The organism is Pseudomonas sp. NPDC090592, assembly GCF_044769185.1.
GTDB lineage: Bacteria > Pseudomonadota > Gammaproteobacteria > Pseudomonadales > Pseudomonadaceae > Aquipseudomonas.
In genome coordinates, this window is record NZ_JBIVXJ010000010.1 from 84,030 (window position 1) to 102,113 (window position 18,084).

General features: G+C 61.9%; 16 protein-coding genes and 1 riboswitch. Of the genes, 5 read left to right on the forward strand and 11 right to left on the reverse strand.

What is annotated here, in order from left to right; genetic code table 11:
• Positions 1-56: 56 nt before the first annotated feature.
• The 4 genes from ACIQUI_RS11240 to ACIQUI_RS11255 all read right to left on the reverse strand — a co-directional run bounded on the left by ACIQUI_RS11240 (position 57) and on the right by ACIQUI_RS11255 (position 8,419).
• Entirely contained in the window at positions 57-2,774 is a 2,718-nt protein-coding gene (locus ACIQUI_RS11240) for a LuxR C-terminal-related transcriptional regulator (RefSeq protein WP_403198241.1), read from the reverse strand.
• A 353-nt stretch (positions 2,775-3,127) separates the two neighbouring features.
• A complete protein-coding gene (locus tag ACIQUI_RS11245) occupies positions 3,128-4,492 on the reverse strand; it encodes a DUF1329 domain-containing protein (RefSeq protein WP_403198244.1) in 1,365 nt (454 codons plus the stop codon).
• Positions 4,493-4,517: 25 nt separating this feature from the next.
• Positions 4,518-6,404 carry a DUF1302 domain-containing protein gene (locus ACIQUI_RS11250; protein WP_403198246.1) on the reverse strand — a complete coding sequence of 629 codons (1,887 nt, stop codon included), beginning with the start codon at positions 6,402-6,404 and terminating at the stop codon, positions 4,518-4,520.
• A gap of 332 nt (positions 6,405-6,736) precedes the next feature.
• Complete coding sequence (locus tag ACIQUI_RS11255; RefSeq protein WP_403198247.1) at positions 6,737-8,419, reverse strand: fatty acid--CoA ligase; 1,683 nt, start codon at positions 8,417-8,419, stop codon at positions 6,737-6,739.
• A 252-nt stretch (positions 8,420-8,671) separates the two neighbouring features.
• Here ACIQUI_RS11255 and ACIQUI_RS11260 point away from each other — a divergent pair, with 252 nt between their 5' ends.
• From ACIQUI_RS11260 to ACIQUI_RS11270, 3 genes are all read left to right on the forward strand, one after another.
• Complete coding sequence (locus ACIQUI_RS11260; protein ID WP_403198249.1) at positions 8,672-9,637, forward strand: 2-hydroxyacid dehydrogenase; 966 nt, start codon at positions 8,672-8,674, stop codon at positions 9,635-9,637.
• 53 nt (positions 9,638-9,690) lie between these two features.
• On the forward strand, positions 9,691-10,689 hold the full coding sequence (locus ACIQUI_RS11265; RefSeq protein WP_403198252.1) for a methyltransferase: 999 nt from the start codon (positions 9,691-9,693) through the stop codon (positions 10,687-10,689).
• Between the two features lie 39 nt (positions 10,690-10,728).
• Positions 10,729-10,868: riboswitch (yybP-ykoY riboswitch) on the forward strand.
• Between the two features lie 88 nt (positions 10,869-10,956).
• A complete protein-coding gene (locus ACIQUI_RS11270; RefSeq protein WP_264361770.1) occupies positions 10,957-11,541 on the forward strand; it encodes a TMEM165/GDT1 family protein in 585 nt (194 codons plus the stop codon).
• 78 nt (positions 11,542-11,619) lie between these two features.
• Here the strand turns inward: ACIQUI_RS11270 and ACIQUI_RS11275 are convergent, their stop codons facing one another.
• The 5 genes from ACIQUI_RS11275 to ACIQUI_RS11295 all read right to left on the reverse strand — a co-directional run bounded on the left by ACIQUI_RS11275 (position 11,620) and on the right by ACIQUI_RS11295 (position 15,421).
• Complete coding sequence (locus ACIQUI_RS11275) at positions 11,620-12,438, reverse strand: M48 family metallopeptidase (RefSeq protein WP_403198255.1); 819 nt, start codon at positions 12,436-12,438, stop codon at positions 11,620-11,622.
• Between the two features lie 159 nt (positions 12,439-12,597).
• Positions 12,598-14,187 (reverse strand): M60 family metallopeptidase, encoded by a 1,590-nt coding sequence (locus ACIQUI_RS11280; protein WP_403198257.1) that lies wholly within the window; start codon positions 14,185-14,187, stop codon positions 12,598-12,600.
• Between the two features lie 155 nt (positions 14,188-14,342).
• Complete coding sequence (locus ACIQUI_RS11285; protein WP_403198259.1) at positions 14,343-14,963, reverse strand: SOS response-associated peptidase; 621 nt, start codon at positions 14,961-14,963, stop codon at positions 14,343-14,345.
• A gap of 15 nt (positions 14,964-14,978) precedes the next feature.
• Positions 14,979-15,239, reverse strand: a complete 261-nt coding sequence (locus ACIQUI_RS11290; RefSeq protein WP_403198262.1) for a putative signal transducing protein — start codon at positions 15,237-15,239, stop codon at positions 14,979-14,981.
• A complete protein-coding gene (locus ACIQUI_RS11295) occupies positions 15,239-15,421 on the reverse strand; it encodes a CPXCG motif-containing cysteine-rich protein (protein ID WP_012270508.1) in 183 nt (60 codons plus the stop codon). Before ACIQUI_RS11295 ends, ACIQUI_RS11290 begins: the two co-directional genes overlap by 1 nt.
• Before the next feature lie 125 nt (positions 15,422-15,546).
• Between ACIQUI_RS11295 and ACIQUI_RS11300 the strand changes: the two genes are divergently transcribed.
• The gene (locus ACIQUI_RS11300; protein WP_403198265.1) at positions 15,547-16,713 is read left to right on the forward strand and encodes a 1-acyl-sn-glycerol-3-phosphate acyltransferase; all 1,167 of its coding nucleotides are present in this window, start codon (positions 15,547-15,549) and stop codon (positions 16,711-16,713) included.
• Positions 16,714-16,746: 33 nt separating this feature from the next.
• Here ACIQUI_RS11300 and ACIQUI_RS11305 read toward each other — a convergent pair whose 3' ends face one another.
• Positions 16,747-17,007 (reverse strand): hypothetical protein, encoded by a 261-nt coding sequence (locus ACIQUI_RS11305; protein ID WP_403198267.1) that lies wholly within the window; start codon positions 17,005-17,007, stop codon positions 16,747-16,749.
• 159 nt (positions 17,008-17,166) lie between these two features.
• Here ACIQUI_RS11305 and ACIQUI_RS11310 point away from each other — a divergent pair, with 159 nt between their 5' ends.
• On the forward strand, positions 17,167-17,373 hold the full coding sequence (locus tag ACIQUI_RS11310) for a hypothetical protein (RefSeq protein WP_003247353.1): 207 nt from the start codon (positions 17,167-17,169) through the stop codon (positions 17,371-17,373).
• 111 nt (positions 17,374-17,484) lie between these two features.
• Here ACIQUI_RS11310 and ACIQUI_RS11315 read toward each other — a convergent pair whose 3' ends face one another.
• Positions 17,485-18,069, reverse strand: a complete 585-nt coding sequence (locus ACIQUI_RS11315) for a YajG family lipoprotein (RefSeq protein WP_403198269.1) — start codon at positions 18,067-18,069, stop codon at positions 17,485-17,487.
• Positions 18,070-18,084: the final 15 nt, after the last annotated feature.

Consider the following 18,084-nt stretch of genomic DNA (forward strand, 5'->3'; position numbering starts at 1 on the left):
CACTAACCATGGCCTCAGGCCATCACTTTAGCGGGCAATGTCATGCAGGGCCAGTATCAGGCCAGCAGCCCCAGGGATTTCGCCCTGGCCACCGCCTGGGTACGCCGCTCCACCCCAAGCTTGCTGTTGATGTGGCTGGCATGGGTCTTCACCGTGTGCAGGGAAATGAACAGCCGCTCACTGATCTGCTGGTTGGAGCAGCCCTGGGCAATCAGTTCGAGCACGGCCAGCTCGCGGCCGCTCAGCGCTTCACCGCTGCCTGTACTTGCGCTTGGCAACGGCGGCAGGCGCTTGAGCAGTTCCGCCTGCACCGGGCAGGTGACACCTGCCTGCAGTTGCTCGTGTAACCAAAGCGGGTGCTTTTCCAGCAGTGGCTGGAATGGTTGCAGCACGCCGCCCTGTGCGGCCTCAAGCAAGCCTGGCAGCAACTGCGCGGCCTGCCCTTCGCGGCCTTCGTCCAGCAGCAGGGAGAGCCATTGGCACAGGGCGCTGACGGTGAGCATCATGCCGCCACTTGCCTGCCCCCGCTCGACCAGGCTTGCCAAGCGTTGCACGGCGTCGTCGCCACGTAACTGGATGCGCTCGAGCAGCGCCTGCTGCAGCGCAATGTGCAACGGCAGCAGTGGGTGGAACTCCGGTGCTGCCGCTGGCTGCTCACCGCCGTAGGTCTGGCCCAGGCGCAGCAGCCACGACTCGGCCAGGTCGGTGCGCCCCTGGGCCAGCCAGAGCTCGCATTTGACCAGGGTAATCATGGCCAGGTAGTAGACCGGGGGGACGTCCCAGATATGCATCAGGCGCTCAGCTTCGGCCAGTTCGGCAAAGGCCTCGGCAAAGTGCCCTTCCCGCCCATCGAGCGTGGCGATCACACAATGGCCGATGAGTACACTGATGTCCCGGCAGGCCCGCGCCTCGCCCAGGCCCGCGCGCAACCGCGCACGACCCTGGGCCGGCTGCAGGCGCGAAACCAGCAGATAACCTTCGTAAAGCGTCAGGCGTGCGCGCACGGCATACAACCGCTGTGCCGAAAGCCCCTGCAGGCGTTGCAGCCCTTGGCGCACTTCGTCCAGCGCCCGCAATACCTCGCCACGGGCGTGCAGTACACGCGCCCGGTCGTAATGCGCCAAGGCCTCGAACAACGGGTTGCCGACTCGCTGGGCCAGCTCCAGGGCTTCTCGGTTCCAGCCGCGGGCCCGCCAGAAATCACCATCGGCGATGGCCAGGTTGGACAGCGTCGACAAACACACCAGGCGTTGGCCATAGCGCTTGCTCGGCAGGCTCTGCAGCGCTTCACCGCAATAGGCCAGGGTTCGCTCGCGGTCGCCACGACCACGGGCAATGATCCCGCTCAGCGCCAGCCACTGGGCCAGCATCGACTTTTGCGCGGTCGCCGAAGGCGCGGGCAGGAAGCGGCTGAGGTAGCCGGCCAGTTCCTCGGCCGCGTCCAGCTGGCACGCCAGGCCCAGCGCCCAGCTGTACAGCACGATCAACCGTGGCGTGCTGATCAGCAGGCTGTCGGGCAGGTCCATCTTCCAGCGCAACAGCATGCCAACGTTCTGTTCGGCCAGCAGTTGCTCTTCGGACAAGCTTTGCACCAGGTCGGCAGCAACATCGAGGTGGCCGGCACGTAGCGCCTGCTCCACCGCTTCGTCCAGCAAGCCCTGGGTTTCGAACCAGCGGCACGCCCGCAGGTGCAAGCCGGCCAGCGGTTCGCTGGCCTGGCGGCTGCGCAGCAGGTCGGAAAACAGGTGGTGGTAGCGGAACCAGTGGCCATGCTCGTCCAGCGGCACCAGGAACACCTGGTGCGCCTGCAGGAAGCGCAGCACTGCGGCACTGTCGTGGCGGCCCCGCACGGCATCGCAAAGCTGCGCGCAGAAACGCTCCTGACTGGCCGTTTCGTACAGGAAGGCCTGCACATCGGCGGGCAGCATGTCGATGACTTCTTCAAGCAGGTAGTCGCGGATCAGGCCCTCGCCGCCATGCAGTGCCTGGGGCAAGGCCTGCTCGTCGGCGCTGTCGCTGGCCGCCAGCTGCCAGAAGCGCAACCCGGCCACCCAGCCGTCGCTACGCTGGATCAGGTTGTCCAGCGCCTGGCCACGCAGGCCGGTGGGCTGGCGACCGATTACTGCCAGCGACTCATCTGCCGTGAGGCGCAGTTCCTGTTCGTTAAGTTCGACCAGTTGCCGTGAAAGGCGCAAGCGCGCCAGATGCCAGTCAGGGCGCTGGCGGCTGGTAACCAGCAGCACCAGGCCAGCAGGCAAGTGATTGAGGAAAAACTGCAGGCAGCGGTCAAGCACCGGCCCCTGAGCCAGGTGATAGTCGTCCAGCACCAGTAGCACCGGCGTATCGGCTTGCAGGTACAGCGCCAGCTCGTCGAGCAGGCCGTCGAGCCACTCTTCGAAGGCGAACGGCTGGTGGCGCTGGCGCATTTTCAGCAAGCCCATCGCCTGGCCCCCCAGGGCCGGGCAGTACTGCTGCAGGCCTTCGAGCAAGCGCTCGAGGAAACGGCCAGGGTCGGCATCCCGTTGGCTCAGGCCCAGCCAAAGGCTGCGCCAGTGCTGAGGCAGCGCTTCGCAAAATTCGATGGCGAGGGAGCTTTTACCGAAACCGGCCGGCGCATTTACCAACAGCAAGCGGCCGCCGAGGCCGGCGCGCAGACGCTGGCACAACCGTAGACGTGGCACATGGCCGTCCGGCAGCGGCGGCCGGAAGAAACGCCCGTCCAGCAGGCCCAGGGCCTGGCTGGTGAATCCATGCGTACGGGACAGATCTGTCATGGCCGGCTCATTCTGGGTGGAAGACTACGGCGTTATGGATGCTTGCGAGACTAGCCGGTAACGCAGCGCATTTGAAGATGATGGACGCTATTGGCGTGGAAAAGACTGCGACAAAAAGCAACATGGCTGATGGACAAGGGCTGGGGCGGGGGTTTGGGTGGGTATTCAGCAGACTTATTGCCTGCTCCGCCCTCTTCGCGGGCATGCCCGCTCCCACAGGTACTGCACTGGCTTTGAAAGCGGTGCAATCCCTGTGGGAGCGGGCGTGCTCGCGAAAGGGCCCGTACAGGCAAATAGAAACGCCCCGGCAAGCCGGGGCGTTCTGGGGATCACACGGAGTTGAAACCTTCAGCTTACCGAATACCCGACTGACGCAGCGCTGCAGGCTGGAAGTCGGCCTTGCTGGCACTGAAGCCGAAGTCGTAGGCACGCTTTTCTTCGTTCTTCATGCCCAGGGCCAGGTAGCGCCCCGATTGAAGGTCGTAGATGGTTTCCAGGGTGTACCAAGGCACCTCATTGTTGTAGTACGGCTGGGAATGGGCTTCGGAAACGCGCCACAACTGGTTGCGACCGTCGTACTGGTCGATCACTGCAGCCTGCCAGGTGTCCTCGTCGATGTAGAAGTCACGCTTGGCGTAGATGTGCCGCTGGCCCGGCTTGAGGGTCGCGACCACATGCCAGACACGGCGCAGCTCGTAGCGGGCCAGGTCCTGGTTGATGTGCCCGGCCTTGATGATGTCGGTGTACTTCAGCTTGGGGTCATCCAGCTTGAAGGCGTTGGAAGCGATGTACAGCTCCTTCTTGCCTTCCAGCTTCCAGTCGTAGCGGTCTGGCGCACCGTTGAACATGTCCAGGTTGTCCGAAGTCCGCAGGCCGTCCGCGGCGGTGCCCGGGCCGTCATACGACACTTGCGGTGCCTGGCGCACGCGACGCTGGCCGGCATTGTAGATCCACGCCTTGCGCGGTTCTTTTACCTGGTCGAGGGTTTCGTGCACCAGCAGCACGGTACCGGCAAGGCGTGCGGGCGCGGTCACTTCCTGCTTGAAGTAGAACAGGATGTTGCCCGGGTTGCTCGGGTCGTAATCCTTCATCTTGTCGCGGAACACGAACTGGTCGGAGAAGTACACGGGGTTGAACGAGCCGTTCTGCTGCGGCGTGGCCTGGGTCACCAGGCGGCTGACGCTGCCACCGCGGTAGCGGGTGATGTGGTTCCAGATCACTTCCAGGCCGCTTTTGGGGATCGGGAACGGCACGGCCGTGCGGAAGTTGTTCAGCCCGTTGCCACCCTCGACCAAGGTGGTCTTGGTGGCGTTTTCCTTGATGGCGGCGAACACATCAGCCGGCACGGTCGAGCCGCGATGGGTCTTGAATACCGGGATCTTGAAGGTATCCGGGTAGCGCTTGAGCATGGCCAGCTGGCCTGGCGAAAGTTTGTCCTTGTACTGCTCGGCGTTTTGCGCGGTGATGGTGAACAGCGGCTTGTCACTGCCATACGGGTCGGACAAAAAGCCCTTGCCGTCGACACTGCCTGCGGTCTTCGAGAGCGGCTCCCACGGGCCGATCGAGCCATCGGCGTTGCCGGCCTTTTCGGCGCCCATCGGGGTCAGGGTACTGCCCAGCTTGGCCGCCTCGTCGGCGGATACTGCAGCCATCACGCTGGTCGCCAGCAGGGACAGGCCCAGCACACCGGCTTGCAGCAGACTTCTGGTCTTGTTCATGTCGTGTCGTCCTGGATCTGTGTGCTTAGAAGTTCACGCCGAAGCTGAGGGCGACGAAGTCGCGGTCATCCACGGTGGTGTACTTGCCGTCGAAGAAGTTGGTGTACGACAGGCTCGCCGTGTAGGTGTTCTGGTACTCGGCGTCCAGGCCCAGGCTAATTGCCTTGCGGCCCTCCTCGAAGTTCGCACCAGGGCCTGGCGAGTAGCCGGAAACGTCATGCGACCAGGCCACGCTCGGTTTCAGGTTGACCCCGGCGAACACGTCGTTGTAGTCCCAGATGACGCGGGCGCGGTAACCCCAGGAAGTGCTGGTGGTGTAGCCATCGTTCTCGCAGTTGCGGTTCAGGTTGGCAGTGGATGCCCCCGCACCAGCACCCGCGATGGTGCTGGCATTGAGCGCTTGGCAGGTGTCGGCACCGCCGGTGGCAGGCAGCGGGCCAGGCCCGAAGACTGGGTCACGGCCATAGCGGGTCTCGCGTGCGTTTTCCAGGCCGCCAACGTGGGTGACCCCAACTTCGCCCACTACAGTCATGCGGCTGGCGCCCATCACCTGGTCGAAGAAGTGCGTCAGGGTGGTCTGGAATTGAGTGATCTCCTTGCGACGATAGCCGTGCAGGTCCTGCCCTGGCGTACCGGTAAGCAGCGAGGCGTTGGTCAATGCACCGCCAATCGGACGCACGCCAGCGAACAGGATATCGGTGGTGTTGAGCTGCACCGGGGCATTCGGCCGGTAGCTGATTTCACCGCTCCACGCGGTGCCGGTGGGAAGCGTGGTGGAGAAACTCAGGCCATACAGGCGGATGTCTTCGGGGTACTCGACGAAATACTTCGAGTTACCCGCGACGATCAACGGCGCCAGTGCACGCAGTTGCGCCGGCAGCGCACTCAGCCCGGCAAATACCGAAGGCGCGGCACCGGTAGCGCTGAAGATCGGCGCCCGGCTGTGGTAGTTCATGAAATAGGCGCCAAATTCGGTGTCGAGCGGTTCGAACATGTAGCGCATGGCCACACCGAACTGGCCGCTGTCACGGGCGTCGCGGTCGGCGCCACGGGCCACCATTACACCTTCTTCGTTGATGTTCACTCCACGCGTGGCGAGGAACTGCTGGGCCGCGCCCGGCACCGTACGGCTGCTGTTAAGCACACGCAGGTTGTCGGTACAGCCATCGGCGATGATGTCCGGCTGGGAGAAGAAGGTGCCGCAGTTGTCGACAACCGTCTGGTCCCACTCGATCTGGTAGAAGGCTTCGGCCGACAGGTTGTCGGTCAGGCTTTGCGAGATGTAGAACATGTTGACCGGGATCAGGCCTTCCTTGATCTCGGCCCCTGGGCGGCGAAACGCCGATACATCAATGGGGTTGATCGAGTTGATGCCACCGCCAATGAAGGTACTTTCGCCCCAGCTCACCACCTGCTTGCCAAGGCGCACGGAGCCAGGCTGATCACCGATGGAGTAGTTGTGGTACACGAAGGCGTCGAGCAACTGGGCGCCGGAAGACTTGGCGCCTTCCTTGCGGTTGGAGTCGCTGATGTCCTTGAACTCACGGCCCTCGTCCTTCAGCTCGAAGTCGTACCAGTACTTGCCGCGCACGAACACACCGGTATCGCCGTACTTGAGCTCCAGGTCATGGATACCCTTGAAGATCTTGGAGAAGGTTTCGCCCTTCTTGAAGTTCAGGTGGCCGTCGTCGGAGGTCTGCGACAGGCCCTTGCCGCCGTTGTTCACCCCGATCAGGTTCTTGTTGGGGTTGGCCGTCGACCAGCTGGCGCCGATGGAGAGCGAGGAGTCGAACTGGCCTTCGATTTCACCAATGTTGAAACTGACAGCGAAAGCAGGACTTGCGAGCGTGGAAGCAAGGCTGACGGCCAGGGGCAACTTGGCCCGGCGCCAGAACAGGTTTGCAGATTTCATCGACGCTACTCCATGTACTTTATTGTTATGGCAGTGAGTCCCTTCAAGAACGGCCCGAGCGACCGGTTTGCAGGCTTTCGCCCGCGGCGACACGGCTTGCGCGTGTCGCCCTCCCCCATTCCTGAAAATCCCCTGGCCCCGACTATAGCCAGCAAGGCACAGGCGCTTGATCCCTCTAAAGTGTGATTTGCGCTCCGTGCCGCCAACTCGCTGCACTGTTGCTCCGGTTGCGGGCTGGCAGTGCTAAAGGATGGCGCATTTCTGCCGTTTGGCAAGGCGCCGAGGCCTCTAGCGTGCGGGTCGCGTTCTGACGTTCGCGACCCGCACGGCGGTTACAGTGTTGAAAGGAACGCGCTGTTGCTGGCCTGCCACTGGACGATGTCCTGACGGATGCGTTTCTTGTCGAGCTTGCCGACGCTGGTCTTGGGAACTTCAGTAACAACGGCGATCTGGCTGGGAATCGCCCACTTGTTGATGTGCCCCAGTTCGACGAACGGCTTGAGGTGTTCCTTGAGCGCCTTGGCATCGATGGCCTGGCCGTCGCGCACCACCAGCAGGGCAAACGGGCGCTCGCCCCATTGCGGGTCGGCCACCCCAACCACGGCGACTTCGCGCACGGCCGGGTGACGGCTGATCAGGTCTTCCAGGTCTAGAGAGGAAATCCACTCGCCACCGGTCTTGATCACATCCTTGATGCGATCGCGGATGTCGATATAGCCCATGCCGTCGAGGGTGGCGACGTCACCGGTGTGCAGCCAGCCGCCCTGCCACAGCTCCTCGCTCTTTTCCGGCTCCTTGAAATAGCCCATGGTCAGCCACGGCGCGCGCAGCACCAGCTCGCCCTGGGTTTCACCATCGGCCGGCAGGAAGTTGCCGTCACCGTCGACAATCGCCGCCTCAACCAGCGGCACCGGCACGCCAGCCTTGATCCGGTAGGTGATACGTTCATCCTCGCTGCCGGCCTGCAGTTCGTCGTTCAGGTGCGCAGCGGAAATCAGCGGGCAGGTTTCGGACATGCCATAGGCGGCGGTCAGCTGGATGCCACGCGCCAGGGCAGCCTGGTACAGCGAACGGTTGAGCGCGCTGCCACCGATGATGATCTTCCAGCCGCCGAAGTCCTGGCCCTGCGCGGTCGGGCAATTGAGCAGCATCTGCAAGATGGTCGGCACGCAATGGGAGAAGGTGACTTTCTCCTCACGCCACAGCTTGACCAGCATGTCTGGCTCGTAGCGCCCCGGGTACACCTGCTTCATGCCAAGCATGGTGGCAGCGTAGGGAATGCCCCAGGCATGCACGTGGAACATCGGGGTAATGGGCATGTACACGTCGTTGCTGCCCAGCAGGCGCACGCTGTCGATACTGCCAGTGACCGAGGCCTCAGCCAGGGTGTGCAGCACCAGTTGCCGGTGGGTGAAGTACACACCCTTGGGGTTGCCGGTGGTGCCGGTGGTGTAGAAGGTGGTGGCCACCGAGTTTTCGTCGAAGTCGGGGAAATCGTAGTGCGGGCTGGCAGCGGCCAGCAATTGCTCGTATTCACCCACCAGGTTGGGTAGCTCGGCGGTCTTGTCAGGGCCATCGGTCAGCAGCAGGGTCTTGTCGACTGTGGTCAATTGCCCGGCAATAGCCTGATACAGGCCGACGAAGTCGCTGTTGACCAGCACCACGCGGTCTTCGGCGTGGTTCATGGTGTAGAGGATCTGCTCAGGCGAAAGGCGCACGTTGATGGTATGCACCACCGCACCGATCATGGGGATGGCGAACATGCATTCCAGGTAGCGGTGGCTGTCCCAGTCCATTACCGCCACGGTATCACCGGCCTTAACCCCGGCCTCGGTCAGCACATTGGCCAGGCGCGCGATGCGCTCGTTGAGCTGCGGATAGGTCAGCCGCAGTTGGTCGCGGTAGACGATTTCGCGGGTTTTCTCATAGCGGCTGCCAGACATCAGCAGGCGCTTGATCAGCAATGGGTAGGCGTAGGCGCCCTCGGCGGGTTTGATGATGCGGGTCTGCAACATGGGTATCCCTTTTCTGAAAAGCGGGCCGGACAAGTCTGGGAACTACTGTAGTTCGCCAATGTGACGGCTAAATCAGCCGAAGGAATGATTTGCCTGGCGAAGGTATGAGCGGCGGGCGTTGACGGGCGGTAACCACGGGCTAGACACTGCGCTGAAAGCTTCAGTACCTGTGCTGGAGCAAAGGGTCCTTTCGCGGGCACGCCCGCGAATGGCCCAAAACACCATTATCCCGCCCTGCCACCGGAGAACCTCATGCCCAGCCCGCGTCGCGCCGTGTTTCTCGATCACCAGTCCCTGGACCTTGGCGACCTCGACCTTTCGCCCCTCAAGCAGCAATTCGATGAATTCGAGCTGTTCGCCGCCACCGGTCCCGGCCAGGTCGCAGAACGCCTGCAAGGCGCGGTCGCGGTGATCAGCAACAAGGTCATGCTTGACGCCGCAACCCTGGCGGCCAACCCGCAACTCAAGCTGATCCTGGTAGCTGCCACCGGTACCAACAACGTCGACCTGGCGGCGGCGCGCGCCCAAGGCATCACCGTCTGCAACTGCCAGGGCTACGGCACGCCGTCCGTCGCGCAGCACACCCTCGCCCTGTTGCTGGCCCTGGCAACCCGCCTGTGCGACTACAACCAGGCAGTGGCCGACGGCCAGTGGGCGAAGGCCAGCCAGTTCTGCCTGCTGGACTTCCCCATCGTCGAGCTGGAAGGCAAAACCCTCGGCCTGCTTGGCCACGGCGAACTGGGTGGCGCTGTAGCAAGGCTGGCCGAGGCCTTTGGCATGCGTGTGCTGAGCGGGCAGATCCCTGGGCGCCCGGAACGTGACGACCGCCTGCCGCTGGACGAGCTATTGCCACAAGTCGACGCCTTGACCCTGCATTGCCCGCTGAACGAGCACACCCGGCACATGCTCGGTGCCCGCGAACTGGCCCTGCTCAAGCCCGATGCGCTGGTGGTCAATACCGCTCGCGGTGGCCTGATCGACGAACAGGCGCTGGCCGACGCGCTGCGCAGTGGCCACCTGGGCGGCGCGGCCACCGACGTGCTGAGCGTGGAACCGCCGGTCAACGGCAACCCGCTGCTCGAGCCCGGCATCCCGCGCCTGGTCATCACCCCACACAGCGCCTGGGGTGCGGTGGAGTCGCGCCAGCGTATCGTCGGCCAGCTCAGCGAGAACGCCCAAGCCTTCTTTGCCGGGCAGCCACGCCGCGTAGTCAGCTGAGCCCGTCGCCCGCCTCTGCTACACTGCGCCACTTTTTCCAGGAGGCGTCGTCCATGGACCCGCGCAGTGAAGTGTTGCTCCGCCAGGCAGAGCTGTTCCAGGGGCCGCTGCTGATCGCTGGTGCCCCCGCCGATGGCCTGCTCACGCAATTGCCGCAGGCCCAGGCCTGGACTTGGCATGCAGGCGATCAGGCCATGCTCGACAGCCGCTTTGCCGGGCGCAGTCATTATGGGGTCGAGCCGCCTGCAGCGGCCTTCGACAGCGCTGTGCTGTTCCTGCCCAAGTCTCGCGAACTGGCGGCCTACCTGCTCAATGCCCTGGCATCGCGCCTGGCCGGCCGCGAGCTGTACCTGGTCGGCGAAAAGCGCGGCGGCATCGAAGGGGCGGCCAAACAGCTGCAAGCCTTTGGCAAACCGCGCAAGCTCGACAGCGCCCGGCACTGCCAGCTGTGGCAAGTGACCATCGAGCAGGCGCCTGAAGCCAAGCCGCTGCAAAGCCTGGCCGAGCGCTTCGAGCTAGCCCTGGAAGACGGCCCGTTGCAGGTGGTCAGCCTGCCCGGCGTATTCAGCCATGGGCGGCTGGACCGAGGTACCGCCCTGCTGCTCAAGCACCTCGACGGCCTGCCGAGCGGGCATGTGCTGGACTTTGGCTGTGGCGCCGGGATTTTGGGCGCCACGGTCAAGCGCCGTTACCCGCAAAGCCGGGTAACCCTGCTGGACGTGGACGCCTTCGCCGTGGCGGCCAGCCGCCTGACCCTGGCCGCCAACGGCCTGGAAGGCGATGTGATCAGCGGTGATGGTATCGACGCAGCACCCACCGAGCTGAGCCTGATCCTGAGCAACCCGCCGTTCCACACCGGGGTGCACACCAACTACCAGGCCTCGGAAAACTTGCTGAAAAAATCCGCCGTTCATCTGCGAAAAGGTGGCGAAATGCGCCTGGTTGCCAACAGCTTCCTGCGCTATCAACCGCTTATCGAAGGGGCGCTGGGCAACTGCCAGGTACGCGACGAGGCTGACGGTTTTCGGATTTACCAGGCAACACGCGGTTAAAAACACCGCTTGCCGAAAATGTTTTGCCTAGGCAGAATCCGCACCGTCCTAGGGGAGTAGTCTCCCGCGAGCGCACTGCTCGCCCGGTACGCGTCAACATACTTGGTCCACAGACCATGGCGCGTGCGACCCACCATGCCAGCCTGCATGGAGAGATCCGCGTAGACGGATCCAGGGTTTGACAAGACCTATGACACGCACACCTTACCCGGGGCGGGGAGGCTGTACGTGTCATAGCCGTGTCGACCCGCCCCCGTAGGAATCCTGATGCTGGAATCTCTGTTGGTCCCCACCGCTATCGTTGCGCTCGCCGAAATCGGCGACAAGACGCAACTGCTCGCGCTCATTCTCGCTGCCCGCTTCCGCAAGCCCTGGCCGATCATTGCCGGCATCGTCGCCGCTACCCTGGCCAACCATGCTGCGGCCGGTGCCGTGGGCGCGTGGTTTGGCAGTTTTTTCAGCGATTCGGCACTGCACTGGATCCTGGCGGCGAGCTTTACCGCCACTGCGCTGTGGACCCTGGTCCCGGACAAGATGGATGACGACGAGAACCCGGCACGCCGTTTCGGGCCGTTCCTGACCACGCTGATCGCGTTCTTCCTGGCCGAAATCGGTGACAAGACCCAGGTCGCCACGGTCATGCTGGCTGCGCAGTATCCGCACCTGATCATGGTCATTATCGGCACTACCCTGGGAATGCTGATTGCCAACGTGCCAGTGGTGCTGGCGGGTAACTTCGCGGCCGACAAACTGCCGCTGACGCTGATCCGTCGCCTGGCGGCCACGGCGTTCTTCGTGCTGGCGATCGTGGCCGTCTATTCGGCGATGAAGGCCAGTGGCTGGGTGGGCTGAAAGCTGCAAGCTGCAAGCTGCAAGCAAAGCCGATACTGCCTTGACTTGTAGCTTGCAGCTTGAAACTTGTAGCTGCTCTTACTGCTTGGCCGCAGCCTGGTACAGCGGCATCACCTTCGGAATTGCCGCCTGCAACGAAGCAATGCGGCTTTCAGAAGCCGGGTGAGTACTCATGAACTCTGGCGGCGCACCTTCGGAAGCCTTGCTCATCTTGTTCCACAAGGTGATCGCGGCATTCGGGTCATAACCCGCACGTGCCGACAGCTCCAGGCCGATCAGGTCGGCTTCGTTCTCATTGGCCCGGCTGTTGGGCAGGGTCATGGAGTAGTTCACCACGGCATCGGCCACTGCCATGCTGCTCTCGCCCAAGCCCAACAGGGCACCTGCACCCTGGCGGGCCATTTGTACGCCATAGGCCTTGGACATCGCTTCACGGCTGTGCTCGCGCAGGGCGTGAGCAATCTCGTGGCCCACCACCGCCGCAATTTCAGCATCGGTGAGCTTGAGCTGATCGATCAGCCCGGTGTACACGATGATCTTGCCGCCCGGGCCGCAATTGGCGTTCAGTTCATCGCTCTTGATCACGTTGACTTCCCAGTTCCATTGCGCGGCATCCGGGCGGAACTTGGGTGCCTGGGCGATCAGGCGGTTGGCAATGACCTGCACCCGCTTGGCATCGGCGCTGGACTTGTCGAGCACGCCTTTGCTCGAGGCCTCACCCAGGGTCTGCTGGTACGACTGCGCGTACATCTGGTTGACCTCATCGGTCGAGAGCATGCTGAACATGTACTGCTGGCGCTGCACGCCGACAGCACCGCCACTGGTGGTGTTCACCGCCTGGCAGCCGGCCAGCAGGATGCCAGCACTCAACAGGCTGACGACAAAAGACTTACGCATGAAAACACTCCCTTTTTACATGCGCCGTATCCTAGGCCGAGTCGCCCCCACCCCGCCATAGCCAAAGGAAAGTTTCTTTACAGTCCTGCTAACGCAAACACGCTCATGAAAGGCTTCGCAAGGCGGATTGCGACCGGCAGCCTCTGAAACTCCAGACGATCAGTGATCATCTGTGAGTTCCGTGCAGTGGCAGGATTGCAATGTATCGTCATCCAAGACCGGCGAGACATGGTTAGACTCACCTAGAGCCTCCCCCGTATCCGGGTCGTAAGACTTGACCACACACTTCCCATTCACCGTTCTATTGGTGACTACGACGAACTCTCCCGCGCGTCGGGCATAGGTAATTCCCCCTTCTGGGTCGAACCAGCCTTGCTTGGGATCATTGGTAGTTTTCAGCCGGCTGCGCGGACGGGCAGTTCCTATAATCACGAAGCTGCCGGAATGTGTGGCGGCAATGTCGATCTGTGTTTCGGCTTTTATGTGAAGGGTCGAGGGATCAGGGGTTGGTTGGGGCAGCCTCAGGTCTCGGATGGCTGTAAGCGTGCGCTCTGTGGGATGCAAACCCCAGCGGGTGAAGAAGGTTGTCAGATCGTGCCGCGCAGCCAGTGAGCTGGTAACCATGAAGTAATGACGGTATTGAGCATCGCCTTGTCCGGTGTCGCTGATTCCATTTGTCCGCGCCTCATGATGAAGCCGGTGAAAGAATTCATCGCCATAGGCTACTCGCAGTTGCTCCCACATGATAAGCCGGACAAAATCTCCAAGATCTTCAAACTTTTTGTTCGGATCCGGATTATCAAGGAACGCATGGGCTTGTAGATTGTAGGGCGCCACCCTCGAATATTGCTTCAACGCACGCTGCGCCGCGAGCGAGAAGATATTGACCGAATTTTCGGTCAGGGCCTTTGCACTCCATGCAATTTGCTGCTGCATGTGACCGAATTCATGCCAAACACCCCAGTCTCCGCGCACACCTGCAGCGGTCAACAATGAGCGGCCATACTGTGGCAGGCTGATTCGGTAGTTAGCGGCATCGGGGATGCCTTGTTCTTTTTCTGAAACAAGAATCCGTAGCGGGCTGGGCAGAATCTGCCCCGAACCCGTTCCAATCGCGGCCATTTCATCTTCGACACGGAGAATATTTTCATATTCATCCAATACTTCCGAAGGATTATGTGTAACAAATTCCACTGCGGTAGAGCGCCAAGCCGTTATCACGACCTTATCGTTAACAAACTGCACGGGTGATCGTTCACCTAGGTCCTCAAAGAAAAACAGTATCAAGGGCCACAGCAGCGGGGATGTTTTACCCTGTACAAATACTGGAATTTTCTTCGCGCGATCAAGACGAGTGGGCACGAATTGTGCGACCTTTGATCTTGCACTCGGCTCATCTGAGACAACGCGCAGCCATAGCAGCCCGCCCTGCAGATCTGTAACGGTTCCGCTCGTCGAAGTCACATCGTAGATGCGAAGATCTTCCTCTTCAGACCCGCTCACATTGAACCCGGGAGTGCCAACCCATACTTGTACTTCAACTTCGGACGTTCTGGGTAACACGAGATCAAATTCGACGGTACCATTCGGCTCGATAAATATCCCTGTCGGCTGGAAGTCCGCGTATTTCCTCCATCGTCCATACCGCCTGCGGTCGGCATCCGCACTGGGCATAATTGGAAATTCCATTGACTCAGATAAATCCGTTATCCGCGCACGCACTTCGTCCAATAAGGCATTGAGCTCCATGGTAAATTCCTTGCAAATAGTCCGCTATATAGAACGCCACGCCTCATGAACCAAGCGCTTTGTTTTCAGGTATACGACTTACTCTACGAGCACTTTTCGATAGCGGAAACTAGCAAAAATGACAGGTACTGCTTCAGCATTTAACCAGACGCATATCACGCCGGGGTCAGGCACTCTGGCGCGTTCAGTTTCGGGTCATTGACAAAGTTCGCCAGGGCCCGCTCGCGCAGCGTCGCCGGCGGGCTGGCGAGCAACTCAAGCAAGCGCGGCAACGGTGTGTGCGGGTCCAGCCAGGCGGCTTGGCCGGCCTCGTCGAGAAGCAGCGGTCGGCGCTGGTTCATCGCGGCCTGGGTCACCACTGCACAACTCAGCCACACTTGGTCCTGCACCGGGTAGGCCTCCCACACAGCGGCAAAATACAGCGAGGCACCCTGCCCTGGCGTCAGCCAGTAAGGCCGTTTACGCACCGAACCGCGCCACTCGTAGAAACCATTGGCCGGCATCAGGCAACGGCGCAGGCGAAATGCTTCGCGGAACATCGGCTGCTCGGCCAAGGTCTCCGCCCGTGCATGGGCGGGGGTGCGCGAAAGGTCGGTGAGCCAGGCGGGGGTAAGCCCCCAGCGCGCCTGGGCCAGTTGCTGCTGGCCGTCGAGCTGGCGCTGGATCAGCACCGTGGCACCTGGCGCGATGTTCCATTGGGCCGGCTGGCCGTCGGGGAAACCAGGCAGGCTGGCAAGCGCCTGGGGCCAGCGAAACAGGGCGTAACGTCCACACATGGGCGAATTCAGAACCTAGCAGATCAAGGTACCGGGGAAACTCTCCGGTTCGTCGCCAACCAGTGGCTGGGCATCATTGTACGCATCGATCAGCTGCCGTGCGTATTCGGCCTGCTCATCTGCCACTGCAAGCCCGAGCAGGCCGTGCAGGGGCAGTTCACCTACACCGCCCATCAGGTCACGGCCCACCAGCTGAACGCTGATGCCTTCACTGGCCAGCATGCCAAGCAGCATTTCGGCTTCCAGCAGGTTTTCTGGTTCGTAGATCCGCCGCATCAGTCATTCTCACCGAACACATCCAGCATCCATTCCTCGCCATGAACCTGCAGCACGAAGCGGATAGGCTTGCAGCACACCTGGCAGTCCTCGATGTACTCCTGATCGCCACCGGACAGGTCCACCGTGGTTTCGACTTCTTCGCCACAATAAGGGCAATCGTAGATCGCAGTTTCCAGCATCGCGGCCTCCGGGGTGACTTATGCGTATAATTGCCGGTCTGTTTACAGGGCCTGTGGGTGTCCGAGCCGTATTTTCGGAGCCCGCCCTACCTTATTACCCTAGCCGTTTCCAACAAGAGAGCATGATGGGCGAATTCGATGCCATCCGACCGTACGACGACGCTGAGGTCCCTGCCGTTCTGGCACGCCTGCTCAGCGACCCGGCATTCCTCGATATCCTCACCCACTTCCGCTTCCCGCGGGCGGCCGGCGCTCTCGGCTGGTTGCTCAAGCCGCTGATTGCCCGCCGCTTGCGCAAAGAGTTCGCCGGCGTCACCTGTGTCTCGACCTTGCAGGACAAAGTCGAGTACTACGTCGACCAGACCATCGACCGCGCCACCGACGGCGTTACCTATTCGGGCGTGGAGCAGCTCAAGGCCGGCACCGCCTACCTGTTTTTGGCCAACCACCGTGACATCGTCATGGACCCGGCCTTTGTCAACTACGCGGTGTACCACGCCGGCTTGCCCACGCCGCGTATCGCCATTGGTGACAACCTGCTGCAAAAGCCCTTTGTCAGCGACATGATGCGCCTGAACAAGAGCTTCATCGTGCACCGTTCGATCAGTGGGCGCCGTGAGAAGCTGGCCGCCTACCAGTTGCTTTCGGCCTACATCAGCCACTCGATCCGCAACGACGCCACCTCGATCTGGATCGCCCAGGCCGAAGGCCGCGCCAAGGACGGTGATGACCGTACCGATTCGGCGATCCTCAAGATGTTCCACATGAGCCGCAAGGACGAGCCTTTCGGCGCAGTGATCCAGAGCCTGAACCTTACACCGGTGTCGATCAGCTACGAATACGACCCGTGCGACCAGGCCAAGGCGCGCGAGCTCTACATCCGCGCCACCACCGGCACTTACAAGAAGGCGCCGGGCGAGGATGACAACAGCATCGCCAAGGGCATTACCGGCTACAAGGGCCGGGTGCACATCAGCTTTGCCCCACCGGTGACCGAGTACTACGAGGACACCAAGCAGCTGGCAGTGGAAATTGACCGGCAGATCCTCGGCGGTTACCGGCTGTTCCCGGTGCATTACCTGGCGTATGCGATGTGGGATGGCCAGGACGATGCCCTGCACGTGCCGAGTGCCGAGAAGGTGTTCCCGGCCGATGAGTTGGCCAAGGCCAAGGAAGAATGGCAACGCCGCCTGGATGCCTGCCCTGAAGAGCAGCGACCGTACCTGGTGTTGCAGTATGCGACGCCGGTGCGTAACCAGTACCAGGTCAGGCAACAGGCACCTGTAGCCTGATGGATTTTGGGGCCGCAACGCGGCCCCAGGTTCTCAAACCCAGGTGCTGAACCAGGACAACAGCAACGCCATCGCCAGGCACGAAAAACCGAGAATATAGAAGTAGCGCGGCACTCGAAGGTCGAACGCATCCACCACGCCCTCATCCACCGCCATGTATTCGCGGGTCTCGGCATCGCGCCGCCGCGCGCTGTGCAGCAGCAGCCCGCCTGGGCAGGTGAGCAGCAACGCCAGCAGGTTGATCCACTTGGCGGGATGGGCAGCCAGGAAACCCCAGAGCACTTGCAAGGACATCACGCGACCTCGGTGTGAGCAGCAGCAAAGGCCCGCATTCTACCCAAGTCACACCCTGGCGCCCGGCCCGGGCGACAAAGTGTCATTAAATTTCATCTGTCATTCGCTCGTCATCAGAACAGGCCACCCTGTCGGCCTTTTCATGATCCGGAGCTTGTCATGCTGCACGCCGAAAACCAGGACCGCCTCTACCTCGTTGCCCAGAGCGATGAACAGCAGGCGCTGATCGATGGTTTTGCCATCAACGTGCAAGACCGCCAATGGCTGGTCTACTGCGCGCTGGGTGGGCATGTGCATGAGGATTTGCCAGAGGTGGATGCCGGGACCGGCTTCAGTTTGCTGGATTTCCATATAGAAGCTGCGTGAGCCTGCACCGATCCCTGTGGGAGCGGGCGTGCCCGCGAAGAGGCCGGCGCAAGCAACAAAAAACCCGCTGACTGAACACAGGCAGCGGGTTTTCTTTATCCAACCTGAGGCTTACTGCCCCAGCACCTGCCCGATGGTCGGGTCCTTGAACAGGCGGGTCAGGGCATCGCTCAGCACATCGCCCACCAGCTGGGTGTTGGTGTCCTGGTTCGGCGCCATGCCGAAACGCTGGTCCAGCGAAGCGCCGTAACGGCCGCTGTAGCTGCGCCCGCCATTGCGCACGTCGGCACGGAAGGTGGCGCCGATGGTGGCCTCGGTCACGTACAGGTTGTCTTTGGGCGATTGATACTTCAGCTCTGCCAGGGTCACTGTCAGCTGCGGAGCGTTAGAAGCGTTTGGCGTCGGGGTGAAGCCAAGCAGGCGCACGGCAGCTTCGGCCTGGGCTTGCAGCTTGGGTACCACGTCGTTACCGCTGACACTGATGGTGCTGGTCTCGGGATACATGCCACCACGGGTGCCCAGCGATTGCGAAGCCCGCCCGTCAACCACCCGGACCACGACCGGCTGGCCGTGGCCGACCGGCGCAAGCTGGGCATTGAGCGTGGGTTGCGGATTGAGTTGTTGCGGGCTGTGGGCACAACCGACCAGGCTAAGACTGGCCACGGCAATCAAACCGAACAACAGACGTTGCAACATGCGCGTTTCTCCAGA

Coding starts and splice junctions, on each gene's coding strand:
- ACIQUI_RS11280 (WP_403198257.1), bottom strand. CDS start 14,187: ATGGAGCTCAATGCCTTATTGGACGAAGTGCGTGCGCGGATAACGGAT.
- ACIQUI_RS11270 (WP_264361770.1), top strand. CDS start 10,957: ATGCTGGAATCTCTGTTGGTCCCCACCGCTATCGTTGCGCTCGCCGAA.
- ACIQUI_RS11285 (WP_403198259.1), bottom strand. CDS start 14,963: ATGTGTGGACGTTACGCCCTGTTTCGCTGGCCCCAGGCGCTTGCCAGC.
- ACIQUI_RS11250 (WP_403198246.1), bottom strand. CDS start 6,404: ATGAAATCTGCAAACCTGTTCTGGCGCCGGGCCAAGTTGCCCCTGGCC.
- ACIQUI_RS11275 (WP_403198255.1), bottom strand. CDS start 12,438: ATGCGTAAGTCTTTTGTCGTCAGCCTGTTGAGTGCTGGCATCCTGCTG.
- ACIQUI_RS11240 (WP_403198241.1), bottom strand. CDS start 2,774: ATGACAGATCTGTCCCGTACGCATGGATTCACCAGCCAGGCCCTGGGC.
- ACIQUI_RS11315 (WP_403198269.1), bottom strand. CDS start 18,069: ATGTTGCAACGTCTGTTGTTCGGTTTGATTGCCGTGGCCAGTCTTAGC.
- ACIQUI_RS11295 (WP_012270508.1), bottom strand. CDS start 15,421: ATGCTGGAAACTGCGATCTACGATTGCCCTTATTGTGGCGAAGAAGTC.
- ACIQUI_RS11245 (WP_403198244.1), bottom strand. CDS start 4,492: ATGAACAAGACCAGAAGTCTGCTGCAAGCCGGTGTGCTGGGCCTGTCC.
- ACIQUI_RS11260 (WP_403198249.1), top strand. CDS start 8,672: ATGCCCAGCCCGCGTCGCGCCGTGTTTCTCGATCACCAGTCCCTGGAC.
- ACIQUI_RS11290 (WP_403198262.1), bottom strand. CDS start 15,239: ATGCGGCGGATCTACGAACCAGAAAACCTGCTGGAAGCCGAAATGCTG.
- ACIQUI_RS11305 (WP_403198267.1), bottom strand. CDS start 17,007: ATGTCCTTGCAAGTGCTCTGGGGTTTCCTGGCTGCCCATCCCGCCAAG.
- ACIQUI_RS11265 (WP_403198252.1), top strand. CDS start 9,691: ATGGACCCGCGCAGTGAAGTGTTGCTCCGCCAGGCAGAGCTGTTCCAG.
- ACIQUI_RS11310 (WP_003247353.1), top strand. CDS start 17,167: ATGCTGCACGCCGAAAACCAGGACCGCCTCTACCTCGTTGCCCAGAGC.
- ACIQUI_RS11255 (WP_403198247.1), bottom strand. CDS start 8,419: ATGTTGCAGACCCGCATCATCAAACCCGCCGAGGGCGCCTACGCCTAC.
- ACIQUI_RS11300 (WP_403198265.1), top strand. CDS start 15,547: ATGGGCGAATTCGATGCCATCCGACCGTACGACGACGCTGAGGTCCCT.